This is a genomic window from Serratia sp. X3, assembly GCF_014982455.1.
Lineage (GTDB): Bacteria > Pseudomonadota > Gammaproteobacteria > Enterobacterales > Enterobacteriaceae > Serratia > Serratia ureilytica.
The window spans coordinates 1,030,269-1,055,074 of record NZ_JADCNB010000001.1 but is presented as its reverse complement, the minus strand read 5'-3'; the positions used below and the strand labels follow the sequence as shown (position 1 = coordinate 1,055,074).

Here is a 24,806-nt window from a genome sequence, read left to right as displayed (position 1 = left end):
GGGACCTCATTAAAATTCATTGCGTAATGCCTGGTAACCGCGCACCAGTTCGACGTTGGTGGCGGCCACTTCTTCCGAAAACTGCAGCGCGCCGCGATCGACCTGGCGATAGCGCGACAAATCGCTGTCCGGCCCCACGCGTTCGGTCGACGGGATATAGCGGTTTTCCGGCAGCGTTACGCCGTCCACGACCGCGTTGTATCGCACCACGCAGCCGGACTGAACGTGGCAGTTGAACAGCACGCTGTTGAACCCGATAAACACCCGATCGTCGATGCGGCACGGGCCGTGCACAATGGCGCGGTGGGCGATCGAGCTGTAACGGCCAATTGTCACCGCCGCCCCGCTCTTGGAATGGATCACCACGCCGTCCTGAATATTGGAGTGCGAGCCGATGACGATCGGCTCCATGTCGCCGACGGCGTTCAACTCGTCGGCGCGAATTACCGCATAAGGGCCGACGTAAACGAAATCTTCAACGATCACCCGGCCGCAAATAATGGCGGTGGGATCGATGTAGGCCAGCGGCGAGACCTGCGGCAGATGGCCGCTGGGATTTTTACGCAGCATGGTGTTCTCCCCGCCAGCTCAGCTCCGCCACCGCATTGTGGGCATGCAGGCTCTCCTGATGCTCGACGCGCAGCGAAAAAGCGCGGTAGTCGCACTGGCTGCGCAGCATGCGATACAGACGGCGCGCCGCGTCCTCGCAAAACATCAGGTTCTGACCGTTGGCCAATGCGAAGGCCTGTTCGTCGCTGCGTTTCACCAGCGTTTGCACCGGCGTGCCCAGCGCGTGTTCGATGCGGTCAATCAGTTTCACCGGCTCAAACGCCCGTTCATTCCCGGGCGTCACGGTGATCCAGGCCCAGCTGCGCTGGCTGTGGGGGGTGGCCGGCATCCCTTGCTCCAGCAGCCATTCGCTCACCTGCCGTTGGCTCACCCGCTCCTCCGCCTGTTCAAAATCAAACTGAAACTGTTGCTGCGCCAGCTGACGGCTGAGCGCCGCCGAACTCGGGCAGGTGGAGGAATAAGGCACGCCGACGGTCAGCGCCAGCGTCAGCGTATCCGTCAGGGTGGCCTCGATGCGCAGCGGATAGGCTTTCCAGCCGCGCTGCGGCGACAGCAGCGCCGGGCGTGACAGCAACAGCTCGCCGCCGATCGACAAGCTGGCGCGATCGCTGTGTTCCGGCTGCGAAGCCAAAAAGGCCTGCAACGTTCGGCCGATGCGCTGCGGCGTCAGCTCGCCCTGCGTCAACTCGTCCAGCGCCAGATACAGCCGCGACATGTGAATGCCGCGCTCGCCCGCCGCTTCGGCGCGCAGGTTGATACCGGCGTCGACCTTCGCCATCAATGGCTTGCCGGCCAGCTCCAGCGGCAGCGCGATCCCTTGCATCCCGACCCAATCGAGCCCGACATCACTCATTTCGCCGCGCCATGCCTGAGCATCCGGCAGCGAACGGCGTGGTGGAAGTGCAACTTCGTTCATACATCCCCTTGCGTTATTGTGACTTTGCCGGGGAACGGTAACATGATTTTGTTATATTATAACATAACATGAAAAACTTTTTTCTTGCCGCTGAACGGGCTGAGCAATCAAGTCGCAGAAAACTCAGCGATTTTGCTCAATGGATTGGGCTGCTGGTCAGAGTGCGATACACTAACGCTATTGCTGATTAACCCATGAGCCTCTATGCGTGGTTTACCCTTTTGGATACTGTCGTTGTGCCTGACGGGCTCTGCCCTGGCCGCGACAACACCGCCCGCGCCCAGCGCGGCGCCGCTGCCGGACATTCGCCAGAGCGGCTTTGTTTATTGCGTCAGCGGCATACTGAATACTTTCAACCCGCAAATGGCCAGCAGCGGCCTGACGGTGGATACCCTGGCCGCCCAGCTGTACGATCGCCTGCTGGACGTCGACCCCTACACCTATCGCCTGATCCCCGAGCTGGCGCAGAGCTGGGAGGTGCTGGACAACGGCGCCACCTACCGCTTCCATCTGCGCAAGGACGTGCCGTTTCAGACCACCGCCTGGTTCACGCCCACCCGCAAGATGAACGCCGACGACGTGGTATTCAGTTTCGCCCGCGTATTCGATCAGAAACACCCGTATCACGACGTGAACGGCGGCGAATACCCCTATTTCGACAGCCTGCAGTTCGGCGATTCGGTGCAGAGCGTGAGAAAGCTCGACGACTATAAGGTGGAGATTCGCCTGCAGTCGCCGGACGCCTCGTTCCTGTGGCACCTGGCGACCCACTACGCGCCGGTGCTGTCCGCCGAGTACGCCGATCTGCTGACGCGTGAGGGCCATCAGGAGCTGATCGACCGCGAGCCGGTCGGCAGCGGCCCGTTCCTGCTCAACGAATACCGCTCGGGGCAATATATTCGCCTGGCGCGCAACGCCGCCTACTGGAAAGGGCTGCCGCGCATGCCGCAGGTGGTGATCGATCTGGGCGCCGGCGGCACCGGCCGCCTCTCCAAACTGCTGACCGGCGAATGCGACGTGCTGGCTTATCCGGCGGCCAGCCAGCTGTCTATCCTGCGCGACGATCCACGCCTGCGCCTGACGCTGCGTCCGGGGATGAACATCGCCTATCTGGCGTTCAACACCCGCAAACCGCCGCTCGACAACCTCAATGTGCGCCAGGCGATCTCGCTGGCGATCAACAACCAGCGGTTGATGCAGTCGATCTATTACGGCACGGCGGAAACCGCCGCCTCGATCTTGCCGCGCGCCTCCTGGGCCTATGACAACGACGCGCACGTCACCGAGTACGATCCGGCCAAATCTCGCGAGATGCTGCGGCAGGCCGGCGTCGGCCAGTTGAACCTGAAGCTGTGGGTGCCGACCGCCTCGCAGTCTTACAACCCGAGCCCGCTGAAAACCGCCGAGCTGATCCAGGCCGACCTCGGCCAGGTAGGCATCAACGTCACCATCGTGCCGGTGGAGGGCCGCTTCCAGGAAGCGCGCCTGATGGAGATGAACCACGATCTGACCCTGACCGGCTGGGCCACCGACAGCAACGATCCGGACAGCTTCTTCCGGCCGCTGCTGAGCTGCGCGGCAATCCGTTCGCAAACCAACTATGCTCACTGGTGTGACCCGAGCTTCGACGAAGTGCTGCAGAACGCGCTGCTGTCGCAGCAGCTGTCTCAGCGCATCGACAACTACCGCAAGGCGCAGAAAATCCTCGAGCAGCAGTTGCCGGTGCTGCCGCTGGCGTCTTCCCTGCGCCTGCAGGCCTATCGTTACGACATCAAGGGATTGGTGCTGAGCCCATTCGGCAACGCTTCGTTCGCCGGGGTGTACCGTGAATCCGCGCCGGAGGTGAAAAAGTGATTATCTTTACCCTGCGCCGCATTCTGCTGCTGCTGATCACGCTGTTCTTCCTGACGCTGGTCAGCTTCAGCCTGAGCTATTTCACGCCGCGCGCGCCGCTGAACGGCGCCGCCCTGCTGGACGCCTATCAGTTCTACTTCGTCAGCCTGCTGCACTGGGACTTCGGCGTCTCCAGCATCAACGGCCAGGCGATCAGCGAACAGCTGCGCGAAGTGTTCCCGGCCACCATGGAACTGTGCCTGCTGGCCTTCGCCCTGGCGCTGTTTATCGGCATTCCGCTGGGCATCATCGCCGGCGTGCTGCGCGGCAAGTGGCAGGACACCGCCATCAGCACCTTCGCGCTGCTGGGCTTTTCGATGCCGGTGTTCTGGCTGGCGCTGCTGCTGATGCTGTTCTTCTCGCTGCATCTCGGCTGGCTGCCGGTTTCCGGCCGTTTCGATCTGCTGTATCAGGTGAAACCCATCACCGGTTTCGCGCTGATCGACGCCTGGCTGTCGGACTCGCCGTATCGCGCCGAGATGATCGGCAGCGCCCTGCGCCACATGATCCTGCCGATCGCCGCGCTGGCGGTGGCGCCCACCACCGAAGTGGTGCGGCTGATGCGCATCAGTACCGATGACGTGCTGAGCCAAAACTACATCAAGGCCGCCGCCACCCGCGGCCTGTCGCGCTTTACCATTATTCGTCGCCACGTGTTGCACAACGCGCTGCCGCCGATCGTGCCCAAACTCGGGCTGCAGTTCTCCACCATGCTCACGCTGGCAATGATCACCGAAGTGGTGTTCAGCTGGCCGGGTCTCGGCCGCTGGCTGATCAACGCCATTCGCCAACAGGACTATGCGGCGATCTCCGCCGGCGTGATGGTGGTCGGCACGCTGGTGATCACCATTAACGTGCTGGCCGACATTCTGGGTGCGGCAACCAACCCGCTGAAACATAAGGAATGGTATGCCCTTCGATAACGTATACCGCGAGAAAAAGATGCCGAGCCCGCTGCGCTACACCTGGCGGATTTTCTACGGCGACGCGCTGGCGATGATCGGTTTTTACGGCGTGATCGCCCTGCTGCTGCTGTCGCTGTTCGGCAGCCTGCTGGCGCCCTACGCGCTGGATCAGCAGTTCCTCGGCTATCAACTGCTGCCGCCGTCCTGGTCGCGCTACGGCAACGTGTCGTTCTTCCTAGGCACCGACGATCTCGGGCGCGACATCCTCAGCCGCCTGTTAACCGGCACCGCCGCCACCTTCGGTTCCGCGCTGGCGGTGACGCTGGCCGCGGCGTTCTGCGGGGTGATCCTCGGCGTGTTCGCTGGCGTCACCCACGGGCTGCGCTCGGCGGTGCTCAACCACATCCTCGATACCCTGCTGTCGATTCCGTCGCTGCTGCTGGCGATCGTGGTGGTGGCGTTTATCGGCCCCAAACTTGAACACGCCATGCTGGCGGTGTGGCTCGCCTTGTTGCCGCGCATGGTGCGCACCATCTACAGCGCGGTGCACGACGAACTGGAGAAAGAGTACGTGGTGGCGGCCCGGCTTGACGGCGCCTCCACGCTGCAGATCCTGTGGTACGCGGTCATGCCGAACATCGCGGCGGTGCTGGTGACCGAGTTCACCCGCGCGCTGTCGATGGCCATTTTGGATATCGCCGCACTCGGCTTCCTCGATCTCGGCGCGCAGTTGCCTTCGCCGGAATGGGGAGCGATGCTCGGCGATTCGCTTGAGCTGGTGTACGTCGCGCCCTGGACGGTGATGCTGCCCGGCGCGGCCATTCTCGTCAGCGTGCTGCTGGTTAACCTGTTAGGCGACGGTATGCGCCGCGCAATCAATGCCGGGGTGGAATAATGCCGTTACTCGATATCCGCAATTTGACGATTGAATTTATGACCGCCGAAGGGCCGGTCAAGGCGGTCGATCGCGTCAGCATGACGCTGACCGAGGGCGAGGTGCGCGGACTGGTGGGCGAATCGGGCTCCGGCAAGAGCCTGATCGCCAAGGCCATCTGCGGCGTAACCAAAGATAACTGGCGCGTCACCGCCGATCGCTTTCGTTTCGACGACATCGATCTGCTGCAGCTGAGCCCGCGCGAGCGGCGCAGGCTGGTGGGCCACAACGTCTCAATGATCTTCCAGGAGCCGCAGTCCTGTCTCGACCCTTCCGAAAGCATCGGCCGCCAGCTGGCGCAGGCCATCCCGGGCTGGACCTACAAGGGCCACTGGTGGCAGCGCTTCAACTGGCGCAAACGCCGCGCCATCGAATTGCTGCACCGCGTCGGCATCAAGGATCATGACGACATCATGGGCAGCTTCCCGTACGAGCTGACGGAAGGCGAGTGCCAGAAAGTGATGATCGCCATCGCGCTGGCCAACCAACCGCGCCTGCTGATCGCCGATGAGCCGACCAACGCCATGGAACCGACCACGCAGGCGCAGATTTTCCGTCTGTTGGCGCGCCTCAACCAGAACAACAACACCACCATTCTGCTGATCAGCCACGACCTGCAGATGATGAGCAAGTGGGCCGATCGGGTGAACGTGCTGTACTGCGGGCAAACGGTGGAGAGCGCCCAGTGCGAAGAGTTGCTGGCGGCGCCGCACCACCCGTACACCCAGGCGCTGATCCGCGCCATGCCAGACTTCGGCCGCTCGCTGCCGCACAAAAGCCGGTTGAATACGCTGCCGGGCGCCATTCCTTCGCTGGAACACCTGCCGATCGGCTGCCGTCTGGGGCCGCGTTGCCCTTACGCGCAGAAGAAGTGCATCGAAACGCCGCGCCTGCGCCCGGTCAAGAACCACTTCTTCGCCTGCCACTTCCCGCTGAACATGGAGGAGCAATAACATGGAAACGCTGTTGGAAGTGCGCAACCTGAGCAAAACCTACCGCTACCGCACCGGGCTGTTCCGCCGCCAGCACGTCGAGGCGGTGAAATCGGTCAGCTTTACCCTGCGCGAAGGCCAGACGCTGGCGGTGATCGGCGAGAACGGCTCCGGCAAATCCACGCTGGCGAAGATGCTCTCCGGCATGGTGGAACCCACCGCCGGCGAGCTGCTGATCGACGATCATCCGCTGGCATTCGGCGATTATCGTTACCGCAGCCAGCGCATTCGCATGATTTTTCAGGATCCGAGCACCTCGCTCAACCCGCGCCAGCGCATCGGCCAGCTGCTGGATGCGCCGCTGCGGCTGAACACCGATCTTGAGCCCGCCGAACGCGAACAGCGCATCAACCAAACGCTGCGCCAGGTCGGCATGCTGCCGGATCACGCCTATTACTATCCGCACATGCTGGCCTCCGGGCAAAAACAGCGCGTCGCGCTGGCCCGTGCGCTGATCCTGCAACCGAAAGTGATCGTCGCCGATGAGGCGCTGGCGTCGCTGGACATGTCGATGCGCTCGCAAATCATCAATCTGATGCTGGAACTGCAGGAAAAACACGGCATTTCCTATATCTACGTCACCCAGCACCTCGGCATGATGAAACATATCAGCGACCAGGTGCTGGTGATGCACGAAGGGGAAATCGTCGAACGCGGCAGCACCGCCGAGGTGTTGGCGGCGCCGCTGCACGAATTGACCAAACGCCTTATCGCCAGCCACTTCGGCGAAGCGCTGACCGCCGATGCCTGGCGGCGCGACGGCGGCCGCTTCTGAGTCACGCCTTCACCTCCAAACCCGCTGCGGCGGGTTTTTTATCGCCTTGCGCGCCTGCCGCTTAGCAAGAAAGCGCACATGCAAATTACATTCTTGTTATATATCCTTATATTTTATTCCTTTCAGTTATTGATTAGTCCGTAACATTATTTTATCTCGCCAGGGCGATCGGTGAGGATATCCCCTACGTTGCACTTCTCATACGACAGGATATCGCACTGATGAACAGCATTCGCCATCGCCGCCTTACGCAGTTTCTGCTCACGCTGGCAGCCGGTTTTTCTGTTTACGGCCACGCCCTCTGCTGTGATGAGCTGCGCTAAAACCGCCTTTCGCCCCGCCTGCGGGCATGTTGCCTCTTTGTCCAGCCGACGCTGCCGCGCGCAGCGGCGGCTGTTGATCATGATTAAGGATTGACCCTATGGAACGACTCCGTCGACAACATAATGCCCAGTGGTATCACGAAACCCAAAGCAGCGTGCGGGGCGATGCGCCGCTGGAACCCCAGGCGGCCACCCTTCGCGATCGCTTTCTGCTGGGGCTGGGCGCCTTCGCCGATGAAGCCTTAAACAATGCGCTCAGCGCTCGCGCCGGCGTGTTCAGCGCCTCGTTGGCCGGTTACCACGCGCTGTTTCCCGACCAGGTGCCGCTGTCACGATACGTGACATTGTCACCCTACGATCGCCTCAGCACCGCGTTGACCGTCGCTCAGGTGACGGGCGTGCAATCGCTTTGTAGCCACTACGCCGCCCGCCTCGCCCCGCTGCACAGCCCGGACGCCTCCCGGGAAAGCAATATCCGCCTTGCTCAGATCACCCAATATGCCCGCCAGCTTGCCAGCCAGCCCACGCTGATTTGCCGCAAGGCGCTGCAACAGCTCGCCGAAGTCGGGCTGAGCCCGGCGGATATTGTCACCTTTTCGCAGGTGATCGGTTTTGTCAGCTATCAGGCGCGCGTGGTCGCCGGCGTCGCGGCATTGGCCGGCCGGCCGGCGGTGGTGGTGCCCGGCTTTCCTAACGTCGAAGACGCCGATGGCATCGCTTTCAGCGCCGACGAACTGAATTGGTCCGCCCGCCTGCCGCCGATCGACGCGGAAACCGCCGCCGCCGAACAGCTTGATGTGTTGGATCAAAGTCACCCGCAGGCGCGCGCCGAATCTTATTATTTGCTGTTGGCCCACGACGCCGCCACCCTGCGCGAGCGCAACGGGGTGTTCAACGGCATCAATGCCGAAGGATATGGGTTATCGAGTCGCCTCAAGGCGTTGGCGACGCTGACGGTCTCGCGCATCAACGGCAGCCGTTACTGCGCGGCCACCGTCGCGCAAGAATTGCAGGATGAGGGATTGGTTCAGGCGCTGTTCGCCGGGCTGCCTCAGGGGCTGGCGTATACCGAAGATTCGGTAAAACTCGCGGTGATGCGCACCGCCGCCGAGCTGACTCGCGCACCTGAGAAGTTCACCCCGCAGAGCGTGCAGCCGCTGTTCAACAGCGGCCTGGATCAGGCGCAGGCGCTGGAGGTGCTCCTCACCGTCGCGCTCTACGCCTGGGAAAACCGCCTGCGCCAAACGCTGGGCGATGCGGAATCTTTCAGCGCTACCGACTGAATACCACTACGCGGCTAATTACTGGCAGCAATACATTCTTCCTTCAGATATTTTGCCGCCGCAGCCACTCGCTGGCGGCGTCGAAGAATTTTTGCGCCAACGGCGTGGCGCGCTCCGACATATCGACCACCACCGCCGCATGACGCGGCATGGCGGCGATGGCCACCGGACGCCGCTGCAATGCCGGCATCAGCGGCGATTGCAGTTGGCCGCGCGGGAACAACCCGCAGCCCAACCCGACGAAAATCCCCTCCAGCAGTTGGAAGATAGAGGTAGTTTCCAGCCGCGGGTGCAGCGTCAATCCAGCGTCGCGGAAATGCTGATCGAGATAGCGGCGGAAATAACGCGTCGGCTCGGCCAGACACAGCGGCAAGGCGGCCACTGCCTCCAGCGGCAACGGTGTGTCGCCCACCAGCTTAGGGAAGTGTTGCGGATGAAATACCAGCTCAACGCCGGTTTCCACCAGCGGCTGCGATTGGAAATGCAGTTCTTTCAAGGTCGACAGCTCGAAAAAGCCGATGCCGATATCTACGGTGTGCGCCGTCAGCGCCTCCAGCAGCTGATCGGCGCTCAGCACCGCCAACCGATAATCAAGATGGGGATAACGCTCGCTGACCGCCTTGAGCATTTCCGCCACCGAGATGCTGCACTGCGGCACCACACCGAGGCGCAACGTGCCGTGCAAGCCGTGCTTGAGCGACTCCACCTCCAGTTTCAGCCCTTGGTAGACCGAGACGATCTCGCGCGCCCACGCCAACACCCGTTCGCCCTCGGCGGTAAAGCCGCCGAAATGGTTGCCGCGGTTAATCAGCGAAACGCCCAGTTCTTTTTCCAGATTTTTCAATCGCATGGACAGCGTCGGCTGGCTAACGAAGCTGGCTTCCGCCGCCCGGCCGAAGTGGCGCTCCCGTTCTAAATTACACAGATAAATCAGTTGTTTAATATCCATAGCGCGGCTCAGTGATCGGCATTCGCACCAGTATACCACCGGGCGCCGTCGCCCGCCCGATGAGTCAGAGTTTGAGCTTCACGTAATCCGCCAGGCGGGAGAACACGCCTCCTTGCGGCACCGCCTGCAGCGCCACCAGCGGCAGGGTTTTCACCACCTGGCCATTGTCGCTGATGCGGATCTCGCCAACGGTTTGTCCTTTGTTGACCGGCGCTTCCAGCCGCGCAACGTTGAGCACGTACTGCGCCTTCAGCTTGTCCGCCTCGCTTTTCGGCAGGCTGAGCGACTGGTCCTGCGCGCTGCCGACCGGCAAACGGTGGCTTGCACCATACCAGACCGGCTCTTCCCCCAGGCTCTGGCCGGCGCTGAACAGGTGTACCGTGCTAAAGTCGCGCAGCCCCCAGCTCAGTAGCTTACGCGCCTGTTCCTCGCGGCCTTTGGAACTTTTGCCGCCCATCACCACGGCGATCAGGCGGCGATCTCCTTCGGTGGCGGAAGCGATGATGTTGAAGCCGGCCGAGGCGGTGTGTCCGGTTTTCAGGCCGTCGACGTGCAGGGTCTTATCCCACAGCAGGCCGTTGCGGTTCTGCTGCGTGATGCCGTTCCAGGTCAGCGATTTCTCGCTGTACATATGGTATTCCGCCGGCTCGCTCATGATGATGGCGCGCGCAATCACCGCCAGATCGCCGGCGGTGGTGAACTGGCCCGGCGCATCCAGCCCGTGCACCGTTTCAAAATGGGTGTTTTGCAGGCCCAGCTGGGCGCTCTTCTCGTTCATCAGCTTGACGAAGTTGACCTGGCTGCCCGCCACATAGTCCGCCATCGCCACGCAGGCGTCGTTGCCGGAATCGATGATGATGCCGCGGCTGAGATCGCGTACCGTGACCCTGTCACCAGGCTTCAGGAACATCAGCGAGGATCCTTTGAACACCGGGTTGCCCTGCGCCCAGGCGTCCTTACCCACCGTAACGACATCATCGAGGCCAATCTTATGCTCATCGAGCGCATGATCGATCACCAAACCGGTCATCAGTTTGGTCAGGCTGGCCGGATTGCGCCGCTCGTCGGCATTGCCGGCAGCCAGCACCTGGCCGGTGGTGGAATCCATCAATACGTAAGAGGCGGCGTCTATCGCCGGCGGGGTCATGGTGGGAAAATGGGACGCCGTTTCCGCCGCCTGCGCCGCTAAAGGCAGTAAGATACAGCCGATCACCACTGATACTGAACGCTTCACGCTGTGTTCCTCAGGCCCGCAGGCTAAATAAAATGCCAATATAATCCGCGAGATAGACTGCATGAATTCACTTTCAGGCGAAACCATTACTCTTTTGCAGCGGGTGTCTTTATGCAACCATTTGTTTAGGTCAGCGTCCGCCTGCGATAGATATGCTCTATGCCGCCATTGCCCCATTCGATTAGACGCCTGCCTGCCGCGCCCCTAAACTTGTGACATAAATACGCAAGACGCATAAAAAAGCGTTTACTTTTTAGCTACAACCACCTGCGAAGTGTCACCATGAAATTCAAACCGTCAATCAAGCCTTATACCGGCCCAGCGGGCGGCTGGGGTTCGCTTGAAGCCACCACCCGCTTTGTCCTCGACAGTAAACAAACCCTAAAAAACATGCGCAACCTGATGCGCGTCAACAAGGCGCGCGGCTTCGACTGCCCCGGTTGCGCCTGGGGCGACGACAACCACAGCACCTTCAGCTTCTGTGAAAACGGCGCCAAGGCGGTCAGTTGGGAAGCGACGCGCAGCGCCGTCGAGCCTGAGTTCTTCGCCGCGCACAGCGTCAGCACCCTGCAGCAGCAGAGCGACTATTTCCTCGAATATCAGGGGCGCCTCACGCATCCGATGCGCTACAACGCCGAAACCGACCACTATGAGCCTATTCATTGGCCGGACGCGCTGGCGCTGATCGCCAGGCACATCAACGCAATGGACAACCCGAACCAAATCGAGCTGTATACCTCGGGCCGCGCCAGCAACGAAGCGTCGTACCTTTATCAACTGTTCGGCCGCATGCTCGGCACCAGCAATTTCCCCGACTGCTCCAACATGTGTCACGAGGCGAGCGGCGTCGGGCTGAAGCAAAGCATCGGCGTCGGCAAAGGCACCATCCGCATCGATGACTTCGAAAAAGCCGACGCCATCTTCGTGTTCGGTCAAAACCCCGGCACCAACCACCCGCGCATGCTGCACAGCCTGAAAAACGCCGCCCGACGCGGCGCGCGCATCGTCAGTTTCAACACCCTGCGCGAGCGCGGGCTGGAAAGATTCGCCGATCCGCAGGATCCGGTGCAGATGCTGACGCCAAAATCCTCGCCGATCAGTTCCTCCTATTACCAACCGAATCTGGGCGGCGATATGGCGGCGGTGCGCGGCATGGTGAAAGCCCTGCTGGAAACCCACCGTCAGCGCCTCGCCGCCGGTGAGCCCCCCCTGTTTGACCTGGCGTTTATCGAACGGCACAGCGTCGGCGTGGAGGCTTATCTGGCGCAGGTGGACGCCACCGAGTGGCAGACCATCACCGCACAATCGGGCCTGAGCGAAGCGCAATTGCGTCAGGCGGCGGCCACCTACCAGGGTGCTGAACGGGTGATCTGCACCTGGGCGATGGGCGTGACTCAGCATAAGCACTCGATTGCGACGGTGCGTGAAATCACCAACCTGCAGCTGTTGTTCGGGCAACTGGGCAAACCAGGCGCCGGTCTGTGTCCGGTGCGCGGCCACAGCAACGTTCAGGGCAACCGCACCATGGGGATCGATGAGAAGTCGCCGAAGGCGCTGCTCGACAGCCTGGAACGTCACTTTAACTTCACCGCCAATCGCGCGGTGGGCCACAACACGGTGGAAGCGATCGAAGCGATGTTGCGCGGCGAAGTGAAAGTGCTGATCGCGCTGGGCGGCAATCTGGCCGCCGCGGCGCCGGACACCGAGCGCACCGCCCGCGCCCTGCGCAACTGCGATTTGACGGTGCACATCAGCACCAAACTTAACCGCAGCCACCTGGTGACCGGCAAAGACGCGCTGATCCTGCCGACGCTGGGCCGCACCGAACTGGACATGCAGGCCAGCGGCTCGCAGTACATCACGGTCGAAGATTCTTTCAGCATGGTTCACGCTTCGGAAGGCATCGGCAAACCGTTGGCGGATACGCAACGTTCGGAAACGGCGATCGTCTGCGGCATCGCCGACGCGGTGCTGGGCACGCAGCAGCTGGACTGGTTGGAGTTAGCCGACGACTACTCGCTGATCCGCGATCATATCGCCGCCACCATTCCCGGCTTCGAGGATTTCAACCGGCGCTGCGACCAGCCCGGCGGGTTCTACCTGGGCAACGCCGCCGCCGAACTGCGCTTCGCCACGCCGAGCGGCAAGGCGGAATTCAGCGCCGCCGCGCTGCCGGCGAACCTGTTCCCGCAGCTGGGCGACGAGCAAGCGCCGTTTACCCTGCAAACCCTGCGTTCGCACGATCAGTACAACACCACCATCTATGGCCTGGATGACCGTTACCGCGGCGTATACGGCCAACGCGAAGTGTTGTTCATTCATCCGGAAGATCTGGCGGCGCTGGGCCTGCAGGATGGCGAACGGGTAGAGATAGAGACCCTGTGGAACGACGGCGTGGTGCGCAAGGTGGACGGCTTCAAGCTGGTGAGTTACGACATTCCGCGTGGCAACCTGGCGGCCTACTACCCGGAAACCAACCCGCTGGTGCCGCTGGCCAGCTTCGGCGACGGCACCGGCACCCCGACGTCGAAGTCGATCCCGGTGGCGATTCGCCGCAGCGAACAGCAACCCTCGCTGCGCATTGCCTGAAAACGCGCGCCCGGTTCACGCCGGGCGCTTCAATATCGCCAGGATGGTCTGTAATTCGTCGGACAGCTGGTGCCGTCGCCAGACGAAGTACAGATCGCTCGCGCCCTCCTCACCCATTTCCACCACCTTCAGCCCCGGAGCGGGCAAAATCTGCGGCAGCAAAGAACCCGGCACGCAGGCGACGCCGCAACCTGCCTGCACGCAGGCCGCCATCGCGGCATAAGACTCCATTTCCAGCGTCATGCGCGGTTTCAGCCCGCGTGAGGCCAGCCAGTGATCCACCTTCAGGCGGAACGAGCATTCTCGGCTGAAGGTGTAAAACTCCAGCGCCGCCAGCGTGGCGGCCTCGGGCTGCCCGGCATCGGCCGGCATCAGCATCACCAGCCGTTCGTCAAACGCCTTTTGGCTGGCCAGCAACGGATGTTCAATTGGGCCGTCGGTAATCGCCAGATCGAGGTCGCTGTCGATCAGCATGCGCTCCAGCACCAATGAATCGCGGCTGAGCACGTTGATCTGCAGATGGGGTTGTAAGCGGCGCAGCCGGGCGATACGCGCCGGCAAATGGCTGACCAGCGAGAAATCCAGCGCCCCGAGGTTCAGCAGCCCATGCTGGTGCTCGTCGGCAAACAGCTGCTTGCTGCGCTCCGCCTGCGCCACGATGTCGCGCGCCTGCTGGTAGAACAACCGGCCTTTGGGATTGACGTACAGCCGGTTCTTGTCGCGAAAAAACAGTTCGCCGCCCAACGACTCCTCCAGCTCGCGCAGCCGCAGCGTGACGTTGGACGGCACGCAGTGCAGCTCACGGGCGGCGGCGGCGATGGTTTTGTGTTCCACCACGGTGCAGAAAAACTTCAGTTGGCTCAGCTTCATGTTTCATTCACTTTTAGTAAGTGTTTTAGTTAAAAACAATCACTTTAGATTAGCATCGATTTCACCTACAGTCTGTCGACACCCTGAGGAGGATCACTGATGCCACTGAATGATTTACTGTCGCTGCCCGGCGTGGCGGCCCAACCGGACGCGGTAACCGACGGTTACGTGTTCAACCACACCATGATCCGCGTGAAAGACCTGACCAAAGCGCTGGATTTCTACACTCGCGTACTGGGTTTTACCCCGGTCTATCTGGAAGAGTTCAAAGAGGCCGCCTTCACCATCTGCTACCTGACGCGCAGCCCGCGCGAGCAGATCCCGCAGGATGACGACGAACGCAAACGCTGGGCGCTGAGCCAACCGGGCATTCTCGAGCTGACCCATAACCACGGCACCGAAAATCAGGCGGATTTCCATTACCACAACGGCAACGGCGAGCCGCGCGGCTTTGGCCACCTGTGCGTCACGGTGCCGGACGTGCGCGCCGCCTGCGAACGTTTTGAGCGCCTGGGCGTCACCTTCCAGAAACGCCTGCATGAAGGCCGCATGAACTACGTCGCGTTCATTCGCGATCCGGACGATTACTGGATTGAAATCCTGCAGCCGACGCCGCTGCAGGACTGATTGCCCCCTCCTTCACCCCGGCCTGCGCGCCGGGATTTTTCTTCGTTCGCCCTTCGATTGACCAATCTTGCGCAAAATCGCGCGGCAACGCGGGGTTCCGTGACGTTAGGCTTGCTCGCAGCGGGTGATTCGCGTAAAACTGTCAGCCGCAAATCTTGCCACTCACAACCCATTCACTGGACGATATGTTTCAAGATAACCCGCTGCTGGCGCAGCTAAAACAGCAACTTCACTCTCAGACCCCGCGCGTTGAAGGCGTCGTAAAAGGGACTGAGAAAGGCTTTGGCTTTCTTGAAGTAGACGGTCAAAAAAGCTACTTCATTCCGCCGCCGTACATGAAGAAAGTCATGCACGGGGATCGCATTATCGCCACCCTGCACACCGAGAAAGAGCGCGAAATCGCCGAGCCGGAAACCCTGGTCGAGCCGTTCCTGTCGCGCTTTGTCGGCCGCGTGCAAAAGCGCGACGATCGCCTGTCCATCGTGCCCGATCATCCGTTGCTGAAAGACGCGATTCCGTGCCGCCCGGTGCGTGAACTGACCCACAATTTCCAGGCCGGCGACTGGGCGGTGGCGGAAATGCGCCGCCATCCGCTGAAAGGCGATCGCGGCTTCAACGCCGACCTGACCCAGTTTATCACCGACGGTGAAGACCATTTCGCCCCGTGGTGGGTGACGCTGGCGCGTCACAACCTGGAAAAAGAGGCGCCGGAGATGCAGGCCCTCAGCGAGCCGGACGCGGCGCTGGTGCGTGAAGATCTGACCGCGCTCGAATTCGTCACCATCGACAGCGCCAGCACCGAAGACATGGACGATGCGCTGTACGTGACCGACAACGGTGACGGTTCGCTGCAGTTGACCATTGCCATCGCCGATCCTACTGCCTACGTAGAACAAGGCAGCAAGCTGGACGATATCGCCCGCGTGCGCGCCTTCACCAACTATCTGCCGGGCTTCAACATCCCGATGCTGCCGCGCGATCTGTCGGACAACCTGTGCTCGCTGCGCCCTAACGAGCGCCGTCAGGTGCTGGCTTGCCGCGTGACCATCGCCGCCGACGGCGCGCTGGGCGACGATATTCAGTTCTTCGCCGCCGAGATCGAATCCAAAGCCAAACTGGTGTACGACGAAGTCTCCGACTGGCTGGAAGGCATTGCCGGCTGGCAGCCGCCGAGCGACGCCATCGCGCAACAGATCACCCTGCTGAAACGCGTTTGTGACGCGCGCAACGCCTGGCGCCACCAGCATGCGCTGGTATTCAAAGATCGCCCGGACTACCGCTTCGTGCTGGGTGAAAAAGGCGACGTGCTGGAGATCGTCACCGAGCAGCGCCGCAGCGCCAACCGCATCGTTGAAGAATGCATGATCGCCGCCAACGTCTGCGCCGCCATCGTGCTGCGCGATCGCCTGGGCTTCGGCGTGTACAACGTGCACACCGGTTTCGATCCTGCGCTGGTCGAGCAAGCGGTCACCGTGCTGCAGGCTAACGGCGTGGAAGCCGAAGCCGAGAAGCTGCTGACCCTCGACGGTTTCTGCGAACTGCGCCGCCATCTGGATGCGCAGCCGACCCAGTTCCTCGACAGCCGCATCCGCCGCTTCCAGACCTTCGCCGAGATCAGCACTACGCCGGGGCCACACTTCGGTCTGGGGCTGGAGGCTTACGCCACCTGGACATCGCCGATCCGTAAATACGGCGATATGGTCAACCATCGCCTGCTGAAGGCGATCATCAACCAGCAGCCGGCGGAAAAACCGCAGGATGACGTGACGGTGCAGCTGGCGGAACGCCGCCGCCTGAACCGCATGGCGGAACGCGACGTCGGCGATTGGCTGTACGCGCGCTTCCTGCAGGACAAGGCCGGTACCGATACCCGCTTCAACGCCGAGATTATCGACGTGACACGCGGCGGCCTGCGCGTGCGCCTGCTGGACAACGGCGCGGTTGCCTTCATCCCAGCGCCGTTCATTCATGCGGTGCGTGACGAGATGCAATGCAGCCAGGAAACCGGCACCGTGCAGATCAAAGGTGAAGTGGTTTACCGCCAGAGCGACACCTTGCAGGTCACCATCGCCGAAGTGCGCATGGAAACCCGCAGCGTGATCGCCCGCCCTGCGGTCTGACGGTAGGATAGCGTGCGGTAACAAGCGTCAAGCGCCGGCGGTGAAAACCGCCGGCGCTTTTTTGCCCCGCGTCTGCTAGCGCAGCGGATCGCCGCCGGTTTCACGCAACAGCGGCAACGCGGCCAGCGAGATCAGCGTCGCCAGCATCAGATAGCCGGCGGGCGCTAACAATGAACCGCTGAGCACGATCGACTGTGAAGCGATGTATTGGGCAAAACCACCGAAAATTGCGACGCCGAGGCTATAAACCAGCGCAAACCCCAGCGCGCGCACCCGCTGCGGAAACAGCTCGGAAATCATCAACAACGTCGGAACAGAACCTAACGTTGTCAGCGCAACCATCAACGCCACCACGCTCAGCAACACCGCCGGATGCGGCGCCACCGTCAACAGCCAGAAAACCGGCAACGCCAGCAACAAAATGGCGATCCGCGCCCAGCGGATCAGCGGCAGACGGCCATAACGATCGCACCAATGCCCGACCAGCAGGCTGCCGACGAAGGTGATAATCCCGGCCAGCAGCATCGCCGCATACCCGTAGGTCTGCGCCATCCCCAGGTACTTAACCGCAAAGGTGCCCAGATAGTACATCGAGATATAGGTCGCGACGGTGGCGCCGATGGTCAACATCACGCCGAGCATCACCGCCCGGGAATGTTTGCGCAGCGGTACAGGCGCCTCATGGGTACGCTCCGCCGGCGGCCGGTCGCTTTCCAGCCCGAGACGCAGCCAGCAACCGAGCGGCGCCAGCGCCACGCCGATAAAGAAAGGAATGCGCCAGCCCCATTCAGCCATCGCGTTCGGTTCGCCCGAAAGCAGCGGCAGCGCGGCGCTCAACCCCAGCGCTGTCACACCGCCAATCACGCTGGCAATGCCCTGCGTCGCCAGTGACCAGCTGGAATAGAAGCCGCGCCGATTGGGCGGCGCCGACTCCACCAGCAACGACATTGACGCCCCCACCTCTCCGCCCGCCGCCACGCCCTGGATCAGGCGCGCCACCACCAGCGTGATGGTCCCCCAATAGCCGGCGCTGGCGTAGGTCGGCGCAAAACCGATCATCGCCGTACCCAGGCTCATCAGTGAAATCGTCAGGATCATCGCCGGTTTGCGTCCGCGGCGATCGGCATAAGCGCCGATCAAAATACCGCCCAAAGGCCGCATAATAAAACTGACGCCGAACGTGGCGAACGCCAGCAGCAACGCCAGATTAGGATCGCTCGACGGCGGAAAGAACAGCACACTAATATAAATGACGAAGAAGTTATAAATGCCGAAGTCGAAAAATTCCAGTGCATTACCGAAGGAGGCGGCAAATATCACTTTCTTGCCACCCGTCTTCGACGGCGCATTTATTTCTGATTGCGTCACCGCCGTATTTTCACTCATTATGACCTTCCCTGTTATTATTCTTTTAGTTTATTTTAAATAGGCTTCCACCAGCGCTCCCCAATAATGGCTGCCCGCCGCCAGGCATTCATCGTTAAAGTCATATCCCGGGTTATGCACCATACAGCTTCCTTCACCGTCGCCATTACCGATCAGCAGATAACAACCCTGCGGCTGCGCCTCGAGCATGAAGGTGAAATCTTCACTGCCCATCAGCGGCTTGGCGCCGTAGTGCGCGCGCGCGGCGCCGAACTGCTGCTGCGCCACCTGATGCGCGAAGCGCGTCATGGCCTCATCGTTAACCAATACCGGAGCGCCGTTGATGTGGTTCACGATTGCCGTGGCACCGAAGCTTTGCGCCTGCGCCTGAATCAGCGCAGGAATGCGCGTTAACAGCTCGGTTCGCCACTCGCGCCCCAGCGATCGCACGCTAAGCCGCATTTCCGCGCTGTCCGGGATAACATTGGCCGCCTCACCGGCCTTAATGCTGCCGACGGTGATCACCGCCGCCTCCAGCGGATCGGTATTACGCGAGACGATGCTTTGCAGCGCGACGACGATATGCGAGGCCACCAGCACCGGATCGACGGTCAGATGCGGCATAGCGCCGTGCCCACCGCAGCCTTGCACGGTAACGACGAATTGGTCCGTCGAAGCCATAAAGGCGCCGTGACGGAAGAAAAACTCGCCCACCGGCAGACCCGGCATGTTGTGCATGGCGAAGATGGCGTCACAGGGAAAGCGTTCGAATAACCCTTGCTCCACCATCAACGCGCCGCCGCCCAGCGTCTCTTCCGCCGGCTGAAAAATCAGATGCAGCGTGCCATTGAAGCGGCGGGTTTGCGCCAGGTAACGCGCAGCGCCGAGCAACATGGTGGTATGGCCGTCGTGGCCGCAACCGTGCATGCGGTTGGGCACGCTGCTGCTCCAGGATTTGCCGTTGTTTTCTTCGATCGGCAGCGCATCCATATCGGCGCGCAGCCCGAGACGCTTCGCACCGGCGCCCGCTCGCAGCGTACCGACGACGCCGGTGCCCGCCAATCCGCGGTGCACCTCATACCCCCACGAACTCAGATAATCCGCCACCAAATCGCTGGTACGAAACTCCTCGAAGCCAAGCTCCGGGTGCTGATGAATATCATGACGAATGGCCGTTAGCTGCGGTAAATAACCTGCAATGACTTTATCTATCATTATTAATTCCTTTTATTGACTTTATTATTTGTGAAATAAATGAATGGCGCTTCGAGCGCGAGCCAAGATATATCACGCAAAACGTTTATTAGTACCCCTTGTGTCGGCAATACAGAAAAATAATGCCAAAGGGATCGCGCAAGCGATGGGTTTAGATATTATCCGCCAGATAAAAATTAAAAATGCAGCAGGAAACGCTGCCGGGCCACATTGCGACGACAGCCTGCACCAATGGGGTTTCATCACGTTGTTTTTACACTAAAACCCCACTTGCTTCACATTTCTCATCCGACCTGCCACGGTTCAGCGGCAAAACTTCTACTGTTAAAACGTCATCCCTAATAACAACGTCAATTTCTACCTCTGTACGCCAAGGAGTTGTTTCATGAAAAACATCAGGTCCGGACTTATCTGGCTGCTGGTGGCGTTGGTCGGCGCTTTCGCCTTCGCCATGCTGGCGCTCAGCCGCGGCGAGCACGTCAACGCCGTCTGGCTGGTGGTCGCCGCCGTCGCCTGCTACAGCATCGCCTACCGCTTCTACAGCCGGTTCATCGCCGACAAGGTCTTTGAACTGGATGACCGCCGTCTGACCCCGGCCGAACGCCACAACGACGGCCTGGACTATGTGCCCACCAACAAATGGGTGCTGTTCGGCCACCACTTCGCCGCCATCGCCGGCGCCGGGCCGCTGGTGGGGCCGATCCTGGCCGCGCAGATGGGCTTCCTGCCGGGAACCATCTGGATCCTGGTCGGCGTTATGTTGGCCGGCGCAGTGCAGGATTTTCTGGTGCTGTTCATCTCCACCCGCCGCGACGGACGTTCGCTGGGGGAGATGGCCAAGCAAGAGCTGGGGGCGTTCGCCGGGGTGATCACCATGCTCGGCGCGCTGGGGGTGATGATCATCATCCTGTCGGCGCTGGCGCTGGTGGTGGTGAAGGCGCTGGCCGACAGCCCGTGGGGGCTGTTCACCATCGCCGCCACCATCCCGATCGCCCTGTTCATGGGCGTCTACATGCGTTTTATTCGCCCAGGTAAGATCGCTGAAATCTCGGTAATCGGCTTCGTGCTGATGCTGCTGGCGATCGTTTACGGCGGCAACGTGGCGCAAGATCCGTACTGGGGGCCGTTCTTCACGCTGCACGGCACCACCCTGACCTGGGTGCTGGTGATCTACGGCTTCGTCGCCTCGGTGCTGCCGGTGTGGCTACTGCTGGCGCCGCGCGATTACCTTTCGACCTTTATGAAGATCGGCGTCATCATCGGTCTGGCCATCGGCATCGTCTTCGCCATGCCGGAGATGAAAATGCCGGCGGTTTCGCGCTTTATCGACGGCAGCGGCCCGGTGTTCGCTGGCGCCCTGTTCCCATTCCTGTTCATCACCATCGCCTGCGGCGCCATTTCCGGCTTCCACGCGCTGGTTTCCAGCGGCACCACGCCCAAACTGGTGGAGCGCGAAAGCCACATTCGCTTTATCGGTTACGGCGCCATGCTGATGGAGTCTTTCGTCGCCATCATGGCGCTGATCTGCGCCTCGGTGCTGGATCCGGGCGTTTACTTCGCCATGAACTCGCCGGCGGCGCTGATCGGCACCACGGTGGAAAATGCTTCGCAGGTCATTAACAGCTGGGGCTTTATCGTCACGCCGGAGACGCTGGCGCTGATCGCCAAAGAGGTGGGCGAGAACTCCATCCTGTCGCGCGCCGGCGGCGCCCCGACCTTCGCCGTGGGCATGGCGCACATCATCAGTGAGGTGTTCAACAGCCGGGCGATGATGGCGTTCTGGTACCACTTCGCCATTCTGTTCGAAGCGCTGTTCATCCTGACCGCCGTCGACGCCGGCACCCGCGCCTGCCGCTTTATGGTGCAGGATCTGGTGGGCGTGGCGGTGCCGCAGCTGGCCAACAACCGCTCCTGGCTCGGCAACCTGGCGGGCACCACGGTGGCGGTGGCCGGTTGGGGCTTCTTCGTGTATCAGGGGGTGGTCGATCCGCTCGGCGGCATCAATACCCTGTGGCCGCTGTTCGGCATCGGCAACCAGATGCTGGCATCGATGGCGCTAATCCTCGGCACCGTGGTGCTGTTCAAGATGAAGAAGCAGCGCTACGCCTGGGTGACTATTCTGCCGACCGCCTGGCTGTTCGTCACCTCCATGACCGCCGGCTGGCAGAAGATCTTCCACGAAAAACCGAGCATCGGCTTCCTGGCGCAGGCGAAGAAGTTCTCCACCGGCATCGAGCAAGGTACGATCATTGCGCCGGCCAAGTCGTTAAAAGACATGGAGACCATCGTGTTCAGCAACCAAATCAACGCCGCGCTGTGCGGGTTCTTTATGCTGGTGGCGGTGACCATGCTGATCGCCGCTTTCTTCGCCATCCGCCGGGCGCTGCGTTCCGAACAACCGACGGCGCACGAGGTCAGCGCCGCACTGCGAGAGGAGATCGGCCGCGGCTAAGTCCGAGGTCAAGATAAACGGCCGGCCTCTCGAGCAATGCGCTGCTCGAGGGGTTGGGTCGTTACCGCGCCGGTGGGCAATATTGCGTTTACGGCGGCATCCGCCTCCGCCTCACCGATCTACGGACTGCTGCAGCTGTTTTATTTCTTGCCTGCCTAGGCTATTTCTATTTTTTGCTTTCGCTCAGTTGCGTATGGCACGACTGGCACCCGGCCATGCCGTTCGCCTGACGCTAGACCACAACGTGCAGTAAAGACACGAGATAGGAGATAGGAGATAGGAGATAGGAGATAGGAGATAGGAGATAGGAGATAGGAGATAGGAGATTTTCAGCGACTACTCGGGAACATACATACCAGAAGCTTCGGTGCAATGGGCATTTACCGAAGTGCAAAGAAACTGAAGTATCACAAGGGTATCATTGCTGATCTTCCATTATCGTTATGTTATATTTCAGATTGTTTTAAAACGTAACATAAGGAAATGATTATGAAAAAGAGACATATGGCATGCTTGCTCTATATATTGATGGGAATTGCAGAATACGCAAACGCTAACTCAACAATTCAAGCACTCGCAAACTGCGATGCATCATTTTTTAAAGAAATACAGAATGATGGGAATTTAAAGTCGCTCATCCCTTCGTTAGATATATCCATGTTAAAAACCACCGGAAAATTATCGTCCCCGACCACATTTACATCCCCGGAAGGCATTGAGGTTAATAGTTTTATTGTTACTTATACCGACTTTGATAAATACAAAGAAATTAGCACATTTGATGTGAAAGGCCAATTCTACTATTGGGGGTTTGAGTCCCTTCAATCCTTTAATGAGATTGTGAAAATTCTATCCCAGAAAATCAACCTAGTTAAAATTGGAAATATTTACACCTACAACCCAATGATACGAAACACCGTTGATGGCCAATGGATGGCTAATAACTCAGCCGTTGACGGTGTAGCACCAGAAGAGAACTCAGCAGAAAAATTGTTTATAATAGAAGACAATAAAGAGAAAGGTGTTGTGAGTATCATGTGTACATTACAAGGGAAAATTACTGACAAAGACTTATATCTTACTGGGTTATTGAAAAAATGAAAAAATACAACCAATTGATCATCACACTCTTAGGTTTCGCACTCATATCAGGTTGTAGCAGCGAAAAATCAAAAGACACATCTCCACCACCAGGGTATACCAAATTATTCCAGGGAAGCGACTCGATTACCTACCTGAAGAAAATGGACTCGTGGCATTACCAGGGCAATAGCGACATTATTCAATTTGAGATGATTATTTCATTCTTTAAAGAGGATACGGTAGTTGGTAAAAAGTTTCAATCCATAAAAGAAAAAATACTTTATGATTGCAATACCGAAAATAAGTACACAAAACTCCCCATTGGCTTCTTCTCTGACAAATATGCAACGGGAAAAGCGATTGTTCCCTACCCACTCAGTTCGAGCAGGTGGCTTATCGCAGAAAATAACAGTCTTGACGCTATGGGATGGCAAAATTATTGCGTGAAATATAAGAAGGCCATCGACGCACAAAGTTGACAATCCACTTTAATAAAAGAGGCTTATTTCGAGCCTCTTTTATGACATATATCAAACACACTAATCCTTCTCCTTGTTGAATATCGGGCTGATGCTGCCGTCGTTGGCATGTTCGGTATCCCGGTTTAGCTGCGCCACATCCTGCTGCTGTTTGTCGGTGTCACGGACTATCAGCGTTCCCTCACTGACCCCGGCTTTTGTCGTGCCCTCGGCGTGCCCGCTGTGGTTAGCGCCCGACAGCATGCCGCCGGCCGTGTTGGTCAACAGCTCCTTGCCCACCGGCCCGCCGGTGCTGAAGCTGCCGCCGCTGTGCGTCGCGCTGTAGTCCGCCTGGTTGTGGATGTCCTTCCAACCCAGCGTGCCGGTATCGAGGCGGTTGTTCTCTTTGTCTGCCGTGCTGGCTATCACCGCGCCGTCGAGCTGGGTATGCTCTTTGACCTTGACGTCATACCCGCCTTTGCCGGCAAACAGCCCGGTCTGTTCTTTTACCGAGTCGAAGTTGCTGTGCAGCTTGTCCTTGCTGGCACTTACGTTGGCGGAGCCGGTCATCGAACCGAAGGTGAAACTGCCGCCCACGCTGGCGTTTTGCTGTTTGGCATCATAGCGGTCGCTATCCTGTTCACTTTGCAGCGTCAGGTCACGGCCCACGTCGACGGTAACCTTTTCGCCGCTGGCCTGCGCGCCAGTAAGCGTGGTGTCGCGGCCGCTGGTCAGGCTGAGATGGCTGCCCGCATCCAGGGTGGTTTCGGTATGGGTCAGGCCGTTGCCGCTCTCATGCCCCTCGCCGGCATTGACGCCGGCCGAGACGATTCAGCATCCCACACTCAAGATCACTGTCGTCACTAACGAAGCCAGCCAGGAAAAACTCTGCGAGACCAGCCAAGATAGGCAGGATTTAGTAGCCTATTGGGCGCGGGAGAACGGCGAACTAATTATCGGCGATGACTGGCTCACCGAGTCCGACATTACCGATGCGGAACAACTGGAAGTCACCGCTGCGCCTGGTGTGCTCCGGTTACAGCGGCAGGAAGTGGACGTTTTTAGGGTATAAAAGCTAAAATCCCGGCCAACCGGCCGGGATTTATAAGACTATCGTTAACCACTTTGTAAAAGTAAAGCTAATTGGATCTGTTGTTTTTTTTCCTAACTTGGTGTTCTTGTATCTTGATTTTAATCCAAATAGCCGTCCCCAAGACGCCCCCTCCTATGTATCCTGTCTGCAAGAATGAGGA

22 protein-coding genes and 1 pseudogene are annotated in these 24,806 nt (G+C 59.9%); 14 read left to right on the top strand and 9 right to left on the bottom strand.

Features of this window, described 5'->3' with window-relative positions; all coding sequences use genetic code 11:
* Positions 1 to 9: 9 nt before the first annotated feature.
* Together IMX17_RS04985 and folE2 are read right to left on the bottom strand one after the other, a co-directional pair.
* Positions 10 to 570, bottom strand: a complete 561-nt coding sequence (locus tag IMX17_RS04985; RefSeq protein WP_033643236.1) for a carbonate dehydratase — start codon at positions 568 to 570, stop codon at positions 10 to 12.
* Positions 560 to 1,486 (bottom strand): GTP cyclohydrolase FolE2, encoded by a 927-nt coding sequence (folE2, locus tag IMX17_RS04980; RefSeq protein ID WP_193549388.1) that lies wholly within the window; start codon positions 1,484 to 1,486, stop codon positions 560 to 562. The genes IMX17_RS04985 and folE2 overlap by 11 nt, the downstream gene beginning before the upstream one ends.
* Before the next feature lie 204 nt (positions 1,487 to 1,690).
* Here folE2 and sapA point away from each other — a divergent pair, with 204 nt between their 5' ends.
* The 5 genes from sapA to sapF are packed head-to-tail and all read left to right on the top strand — an operon-like array spanning position 1,691 to position 6,985.
* Positions 1,691 to 3,340, top strand: a complete 1,650-nt coding sequence (gene sapA / locus IMX17_RS04975) for an ABC transporter substrate-binding protein SapA (RefSeq protein WP_193549387.1) — start codon at positions 1,691 to 1,693, stop codon at positions 3,338 to 3,340.
* Positions 3,337 to 4,302: a putrescine export ABC transporter permease SapB gene (sapB, locus tag IMX17_RS04970; RefSeq protein WP_004930575.1), complete on the top strand. Its 966-nt coding sequence runs from the start codon at positions 3,337 to 3,339 to the stop codon at positions 4,300 to 4,302. The genes sapA and sapB overlap by 4 nt, the downstream gene beginning before the upstream one ends.
* Positions 4,289 to 5,179, top strand: a complete 891-nt coding sequence (sapC, locus tag IMX17_RS04965; RefSeq protein ID WP_004930580.1) for a putrescine export ABC transporter permease SapC — start codon at positions 4,289 to 4,291, stop codon at positions 5,177 to 5,179. Before sapB ends, sapC begins: the two co-directional genes overlap by 14 nt.
* On the top strand, positions 5,179 to 6,171 hold the full coding sequence (gene sapD / locus IMX17_RS04960) for a putrescine export ABC transporter ATP-binding protein SapD (protein ID WP_004930587.1): 993 nt from the start codon (positions 5,179 to 5,181) through the stop codon (positions 6,169 to 6,171). Before sapC ends, sapD begins: the two co-directional genes overlap by 1 nt.
* A 1-nt stretch (position 6,172) precedes the next feature.
* Positions 6,173 to 6,985, top strand: coding sequence for a putrescine export ABC transporter ATP-binding protein SapF (gene sapF, locus IMX17_RS04955; RefSeq protein WP_016927550.1), 813 nt, complete (start codon positions 6,173 to 6,175; stop codon positions 6,983 to 6,985).
* Between the two features lie 146 nt (positions 6,986 to 7,131).
* On the opposite strand, the gene IMX17_RS04950 is transcribed toward sapF, so the two are convergent.
* Positions 7,132 to 7,389, bottom strand: a complete 258-nt coding sequence (locus IMX17_RS04950) for a hypothetical protein (protein WP_004930590.1) — start codon at positions 7,387 to 7,389, stop codon at positions 7,132 to 7,134.
* A gap of 17 nt (positions 7,390 to 7,406) precedes the next feature.
* Here IMX17_RS04950 and IMX17_RS04945 point away from each other — a divergent pair, with 17 nt between their 5' ends.
* Positions 7,407 to 8,591: a peroxidase gene (locus IMX17_RS04945; protein WP_193549386.1), complete on the top strand. Its 1,185-nt coding sequence runs from the start codon at positions 7,407 to 7,409 to the stop codon at positions 8,589 to 8,591.
* Positions 8,592 to 8,634: 43 nt separating this feature from the next.
* On the opposite strand, the gene IMX17_RS04940 is transcribed toward IMX17_RS04945, so the two are convergent.
* Positions 8,635 to 9,540, bottom strand: a complete 906-nt coding sequence (locus tag IMX17_RS04940) for a LysR family transcriptional regulator (RefSeq protein WP_193549385.1) — start codon at positions 9,538 to 9,540, stop codon at positions 8,635 to 8,637.
* Positions 9,541 to 9,604: 64 nt separating this feature from the next.
* Positions 9,605 to 10,774 carry a serine-type D-Ala-D-Ala carboxypeptidase DacD gene (gene dacD, locus IMX17_RS04935; RefSeq protein WP_193549384.1) on the bottom strand — a complete coding sequence of 390 codons (1,170 nt, stop codon included), beginning with the start codon at positions 10,772 to 10,774 and terminating at the stop codon, positions 9,605 to 9,607.
* A 282-nt stretch (positions 10,775 to 11,056) separates the two neighbouring features.
* On the opposite strand from dacD, the gene IMX17_RS04930 reads away from it, so the two are divergent.
* Positions 11,057 to 13,363 (top strand): FdhF/YdeP family oxidoreductase, encoded by a 2,307-nt coding sequence (locus tag IMX17_RS04930; RefSeq protein WP_193549383.1) that lies wholly within the window; start codon positions 11,057 to 11,059, stop codon positions 13,361 to 13,363.
* A gap of 15 nt (positions 13,364 to 13,378) precedes the next feature.
* Here IMX17_RS04930 and IMX17_RS04925 read toward each other — a convergent pair whose 3' ends face one another.
* On the bottom strand, positions 13,379 to 14,233 hold the full coding sequence (locus IMX17_RS04925; RefSeq protein ID WP_193549382.1) for a LysR family transcriptional regulator: 855 nt from the start codon (positions 14,231 to 14,233) through the stop codon (positions 13,379 to 13,381).
* Positions 14,234 to 14,332: 99 nt separating this feature from the next.
* Here IMX17_RS04925 and gloA point away from each other — a divergent pair, with 99 nt between their 5' ends.
* Complete coding sequence (gloA, locus tag IMX17_RS04920) at positions 14,333 to 14,860, top strand: lactoylglutathione lyase (protein ID WP_193549381.1); 528 nt, start codon at positions 14,333 to 14,335, stop codon at positions 14,858 to 14,860.
* 185 nt (positions 14,861 to 15,045) lie between these two features.
* Positions 15,046 to 16,980 (top strand): exoribonuclease II, encoded by a 1,935-nt coding sequence (locus IMX17_RS04915; protein WP_193549380.1) that lies wholly within the window; start codon positions 15,046 to 15,048, stop codon positions 16,978 to 16,980.
* Between the two features lie 75 nt (positions 16,981 to 17,055).
* On the opposite strand, the gene IMX17_RS04910 is transcribed toward IMX17_RS04915, so the two are convergent.
* Positions 17,056 to 18,366: an MFS transporter gene (locus IMX17_RS04910; protein WP_193549379.1), complete on the bottom strand. Its 1,311-nt coding sequence runs from the start codon at positions 18,364 to 18,366 to the stop codon at positions 17,056 to 17,058.
* Between the two features lie 30 nt (positions 18,367 to 18,396).
* A complete protein-coding gene (locus IMX17_RS04905; protein ID WP_182264359.1) occupies positions 18,397 to 19,560 on the bottom strand; it encodes a M20 aminoacylase family protein in 1,164 nt (387 codons plus the stop codon).
* A 43-nt stretch (positions 19,561 to 19,603) separates the two neighbouring features.
* Here IMX17_RS04905 and IMX17_RS04900 point away from each other — a divergent pair, with 43 nt between their 5' ends.
* The 4 genes from IMX17_RS04900 (at position 19,604) to IMX17_RS04885 (ending at position 23,574) form a co-directional block, all read left to right on the top strand.
* Positions 19,604 to 19,822 (top strand): hypothetical protein, encoded by a 219-nt coding sequence (locus IMX17_RS04900; protein WP_164094896.1) that lies wholly within the window; start codon positions 19,604 to 19,606, stop codon positions 19,820 to 19,822.
* Positions 19,823 to 19,945: 123 nt separating this feature from the next.
* Entirely contained in the window at positions 19,946 to 22,012 is a 2,067-nt protein-coding gene (locus IMX17_RS04895; RefSeq protein WP_193549378.1) for a carbon starvation CstA family protein, read from the top strand.
* A gap of 489 nt (positions 22,013 to 22,501) precedes the next feature.
* Positions 22,502 to 23,113 (top strand): hypothetical protein, encoded by a 612-nt coding sequence (locus IMX17_RS04890; protein WP_046898208.1) that lies wholly within the window; start codon positions 22,502 to 22,504, stop codon positions 23,111 to 23,113.
* Positions 23,110 to 23,574 (top strand): surface-adhesin E family protein, encoded by a 465-nt coding sequence (locus IMX17_RS04885; RefSeq protein WP_052759949.1) that lies wholly within the window; start codon positions 23,110 to 23,112, stop codon positions 23,572 to 23,574. Before IMX17_RS04890 ends, IMX17_RS04885 begins: the two co-directional genes overlap by 4 nt.
* A gap of 63 nt (positions 23,575 to 23,637) precedes the next feature.
* Here the strand turns inward: IMX17_RS04885 and IMX17_RS04880 are convergent.
* Positions 23,638 to 24,381, bottom strand: a pseudogene (locus tag IMX17_RS04880) (hemagglutinin repeat-containing protein); the annotation flags it as partial.
* On the opposite strand from IMX17_RS04880, the gene IMX17_RS04875 reads away from it, so the two are divergent.
* Positions 24,314 to 24,625 (top strand): hypothetical protein, encoded by a 312-nt coding sequence (locus IMX17_RS04875; protein WP_370570916.1) that lies wholly within the window; start codon positions 24,314 to 24,316, stop codon positions 24,623 to 24,625. The pseudogene IMX17_RS04880 and the gene IMX17_RS04875 sit on opposite strands and share 68 nt — an antisense overlap.
* Positions 24,626 to 24,806 lie beyond the last annotated feature (181 nt).

What these genes read in the sequence shown, in the direction of transcription:
- IMX17_RS04905 (WP_182264359.1), bottom strand. Translation starts at nt 19,560, where the DNA reads ATGATAGATAAAGTCATTGCAGGTTATTTACCGCAGCTAACGGCCATT.
- IMX17_RS04940 (WP_193549385.1), bottom strand. Translation starts at nt 9,540, where the DNA reads ATGGATATTAAACAACTGATTTATCTGTGTAATTTAGAACGGGAGCGC.
- IMX17_RS04890 (WP_046898208.1), top strand. Translation starts at nt 22,502, where the DNA reads ATGAAAAAGAGACATATGGCATGCTTGCTCTATATATTGATGGGAATT.
- sapC (WP_004930580.1), top strand. Translation starts at nt 4,289, where the DNA reads ATGCCCTTCGATAACGTATACCGCGAGAAAAAGATGCCGAGCCCGCTG.
- sapA (WP_193549387.1), top strand. Translation starts at nt 1,691, where the DNA reads ATGCGTGGTTTACCCTTTTGGATACTGTCGTTGTGCCTGACGGGCTCT.
- gloA (WP_193549381.1), top strand. Translation starts at nt 14,333, where the DNA reads ATGCCACTGAATGATTTACTGTCGCTGCCCGGCGTGGCGGCCCAACCG.
- IMX17_RS04895 (WP_193549378.1), top strand. Translation starts at nt 19,946, where the DNA reads ATGAAAAACATCAGGTCCGGACTTATCTGGCTGCTGGTGGCGTTGGTC.
- IMX17_RS04930 (WP_193549383.1), top strand. Translation starts at nt 11,057, where the DNA reads ATGAAATTCAAACCGTCAATCAAGCCTTATACCGGCCCAGCGGGCGGC.
- IMX17_RS04910 (WP_193549379.1), bottom strand. Translation starts at nt 18,366, where the DNA reads ATGAGTGAAAATACGGCGGTGACGCAATCAGAAATAAATGCGCCGTCG.
- IMX17_RS04885 (WP_052759949.1), top strand. Translation starts at nt 23,110, where the DNA reads ATGAAAAAATACAACCAATTGATCATCACACTCTTAGGTTTCGCACTC.
- IMX17_RS04945 (WP_193549386.1), top strand. Translation starts at nt 7,407, where the DNA reads ATGGAACGACTCCGTCGACAACATAATGCCCAGTGGTATCACGAAACC.
- IMX17_RS04900 (WP_164094896.1), top strand. Translation starts at nt 19,604, where the DNA reads ATGGCGCTTCGAGCGCGAGCCAAGATATATCACGCAAAACGTTTATTA.
- folE2 (WP_193549388.1), bottom strand. Translation starts at nt 1,486, where the DNA reads ATGAACGAAGTTGCACTTCCACCACGCCGTTCGCTGCCGGATGCTCAG.
- IMX17_RS04925 (WP_193549382.1), bottom strand. Translation starts at nt 14,233, where the DNA reads ATGAAGCTGAGCCAACTGAAGTTTTTCTGCACCGTGGTGGAACACAAA.
- sapF (WP_016927550.1), top strand. Translation starts at nt 6,173, where the DNA reads ATGGAAACGCTGTTGGAAGTGCGCAACCTGAGCAAAACCTACCGCTAC.
- IMX17_RS04985 (WP_033643236.1), bottom strand. Translation starts at nt 570, where the DNA reads ATGCTGCGTAAAAATCCCAGCGGCCATCTGCCGCAGGTCTCGCCGCTG.
- IMX17_RS04915 (WP_193549380.1), top strand. Translation starts at nt 15,046, where the DNA reads ATGTTTCAAGATAACCCGCTGCTGGCGCAGCTAAAACAGCAACTTCAC.
- IMX17_RS04950 (WP_004930590.1), bottom strand. Translation starts at nt 7,389, where the DNA reads ATGATCAACAGCCGCCGCTGCGCGCGGCAGCGTCGGCTGGACAAAGAG.
- sapD (WP_004930587.1), top strand. Translation starts at nt 5,179, where the DNA reads ATGCCGTTACTCGATATCCGCAATTTGACGATTGAATTTATGACCGCC.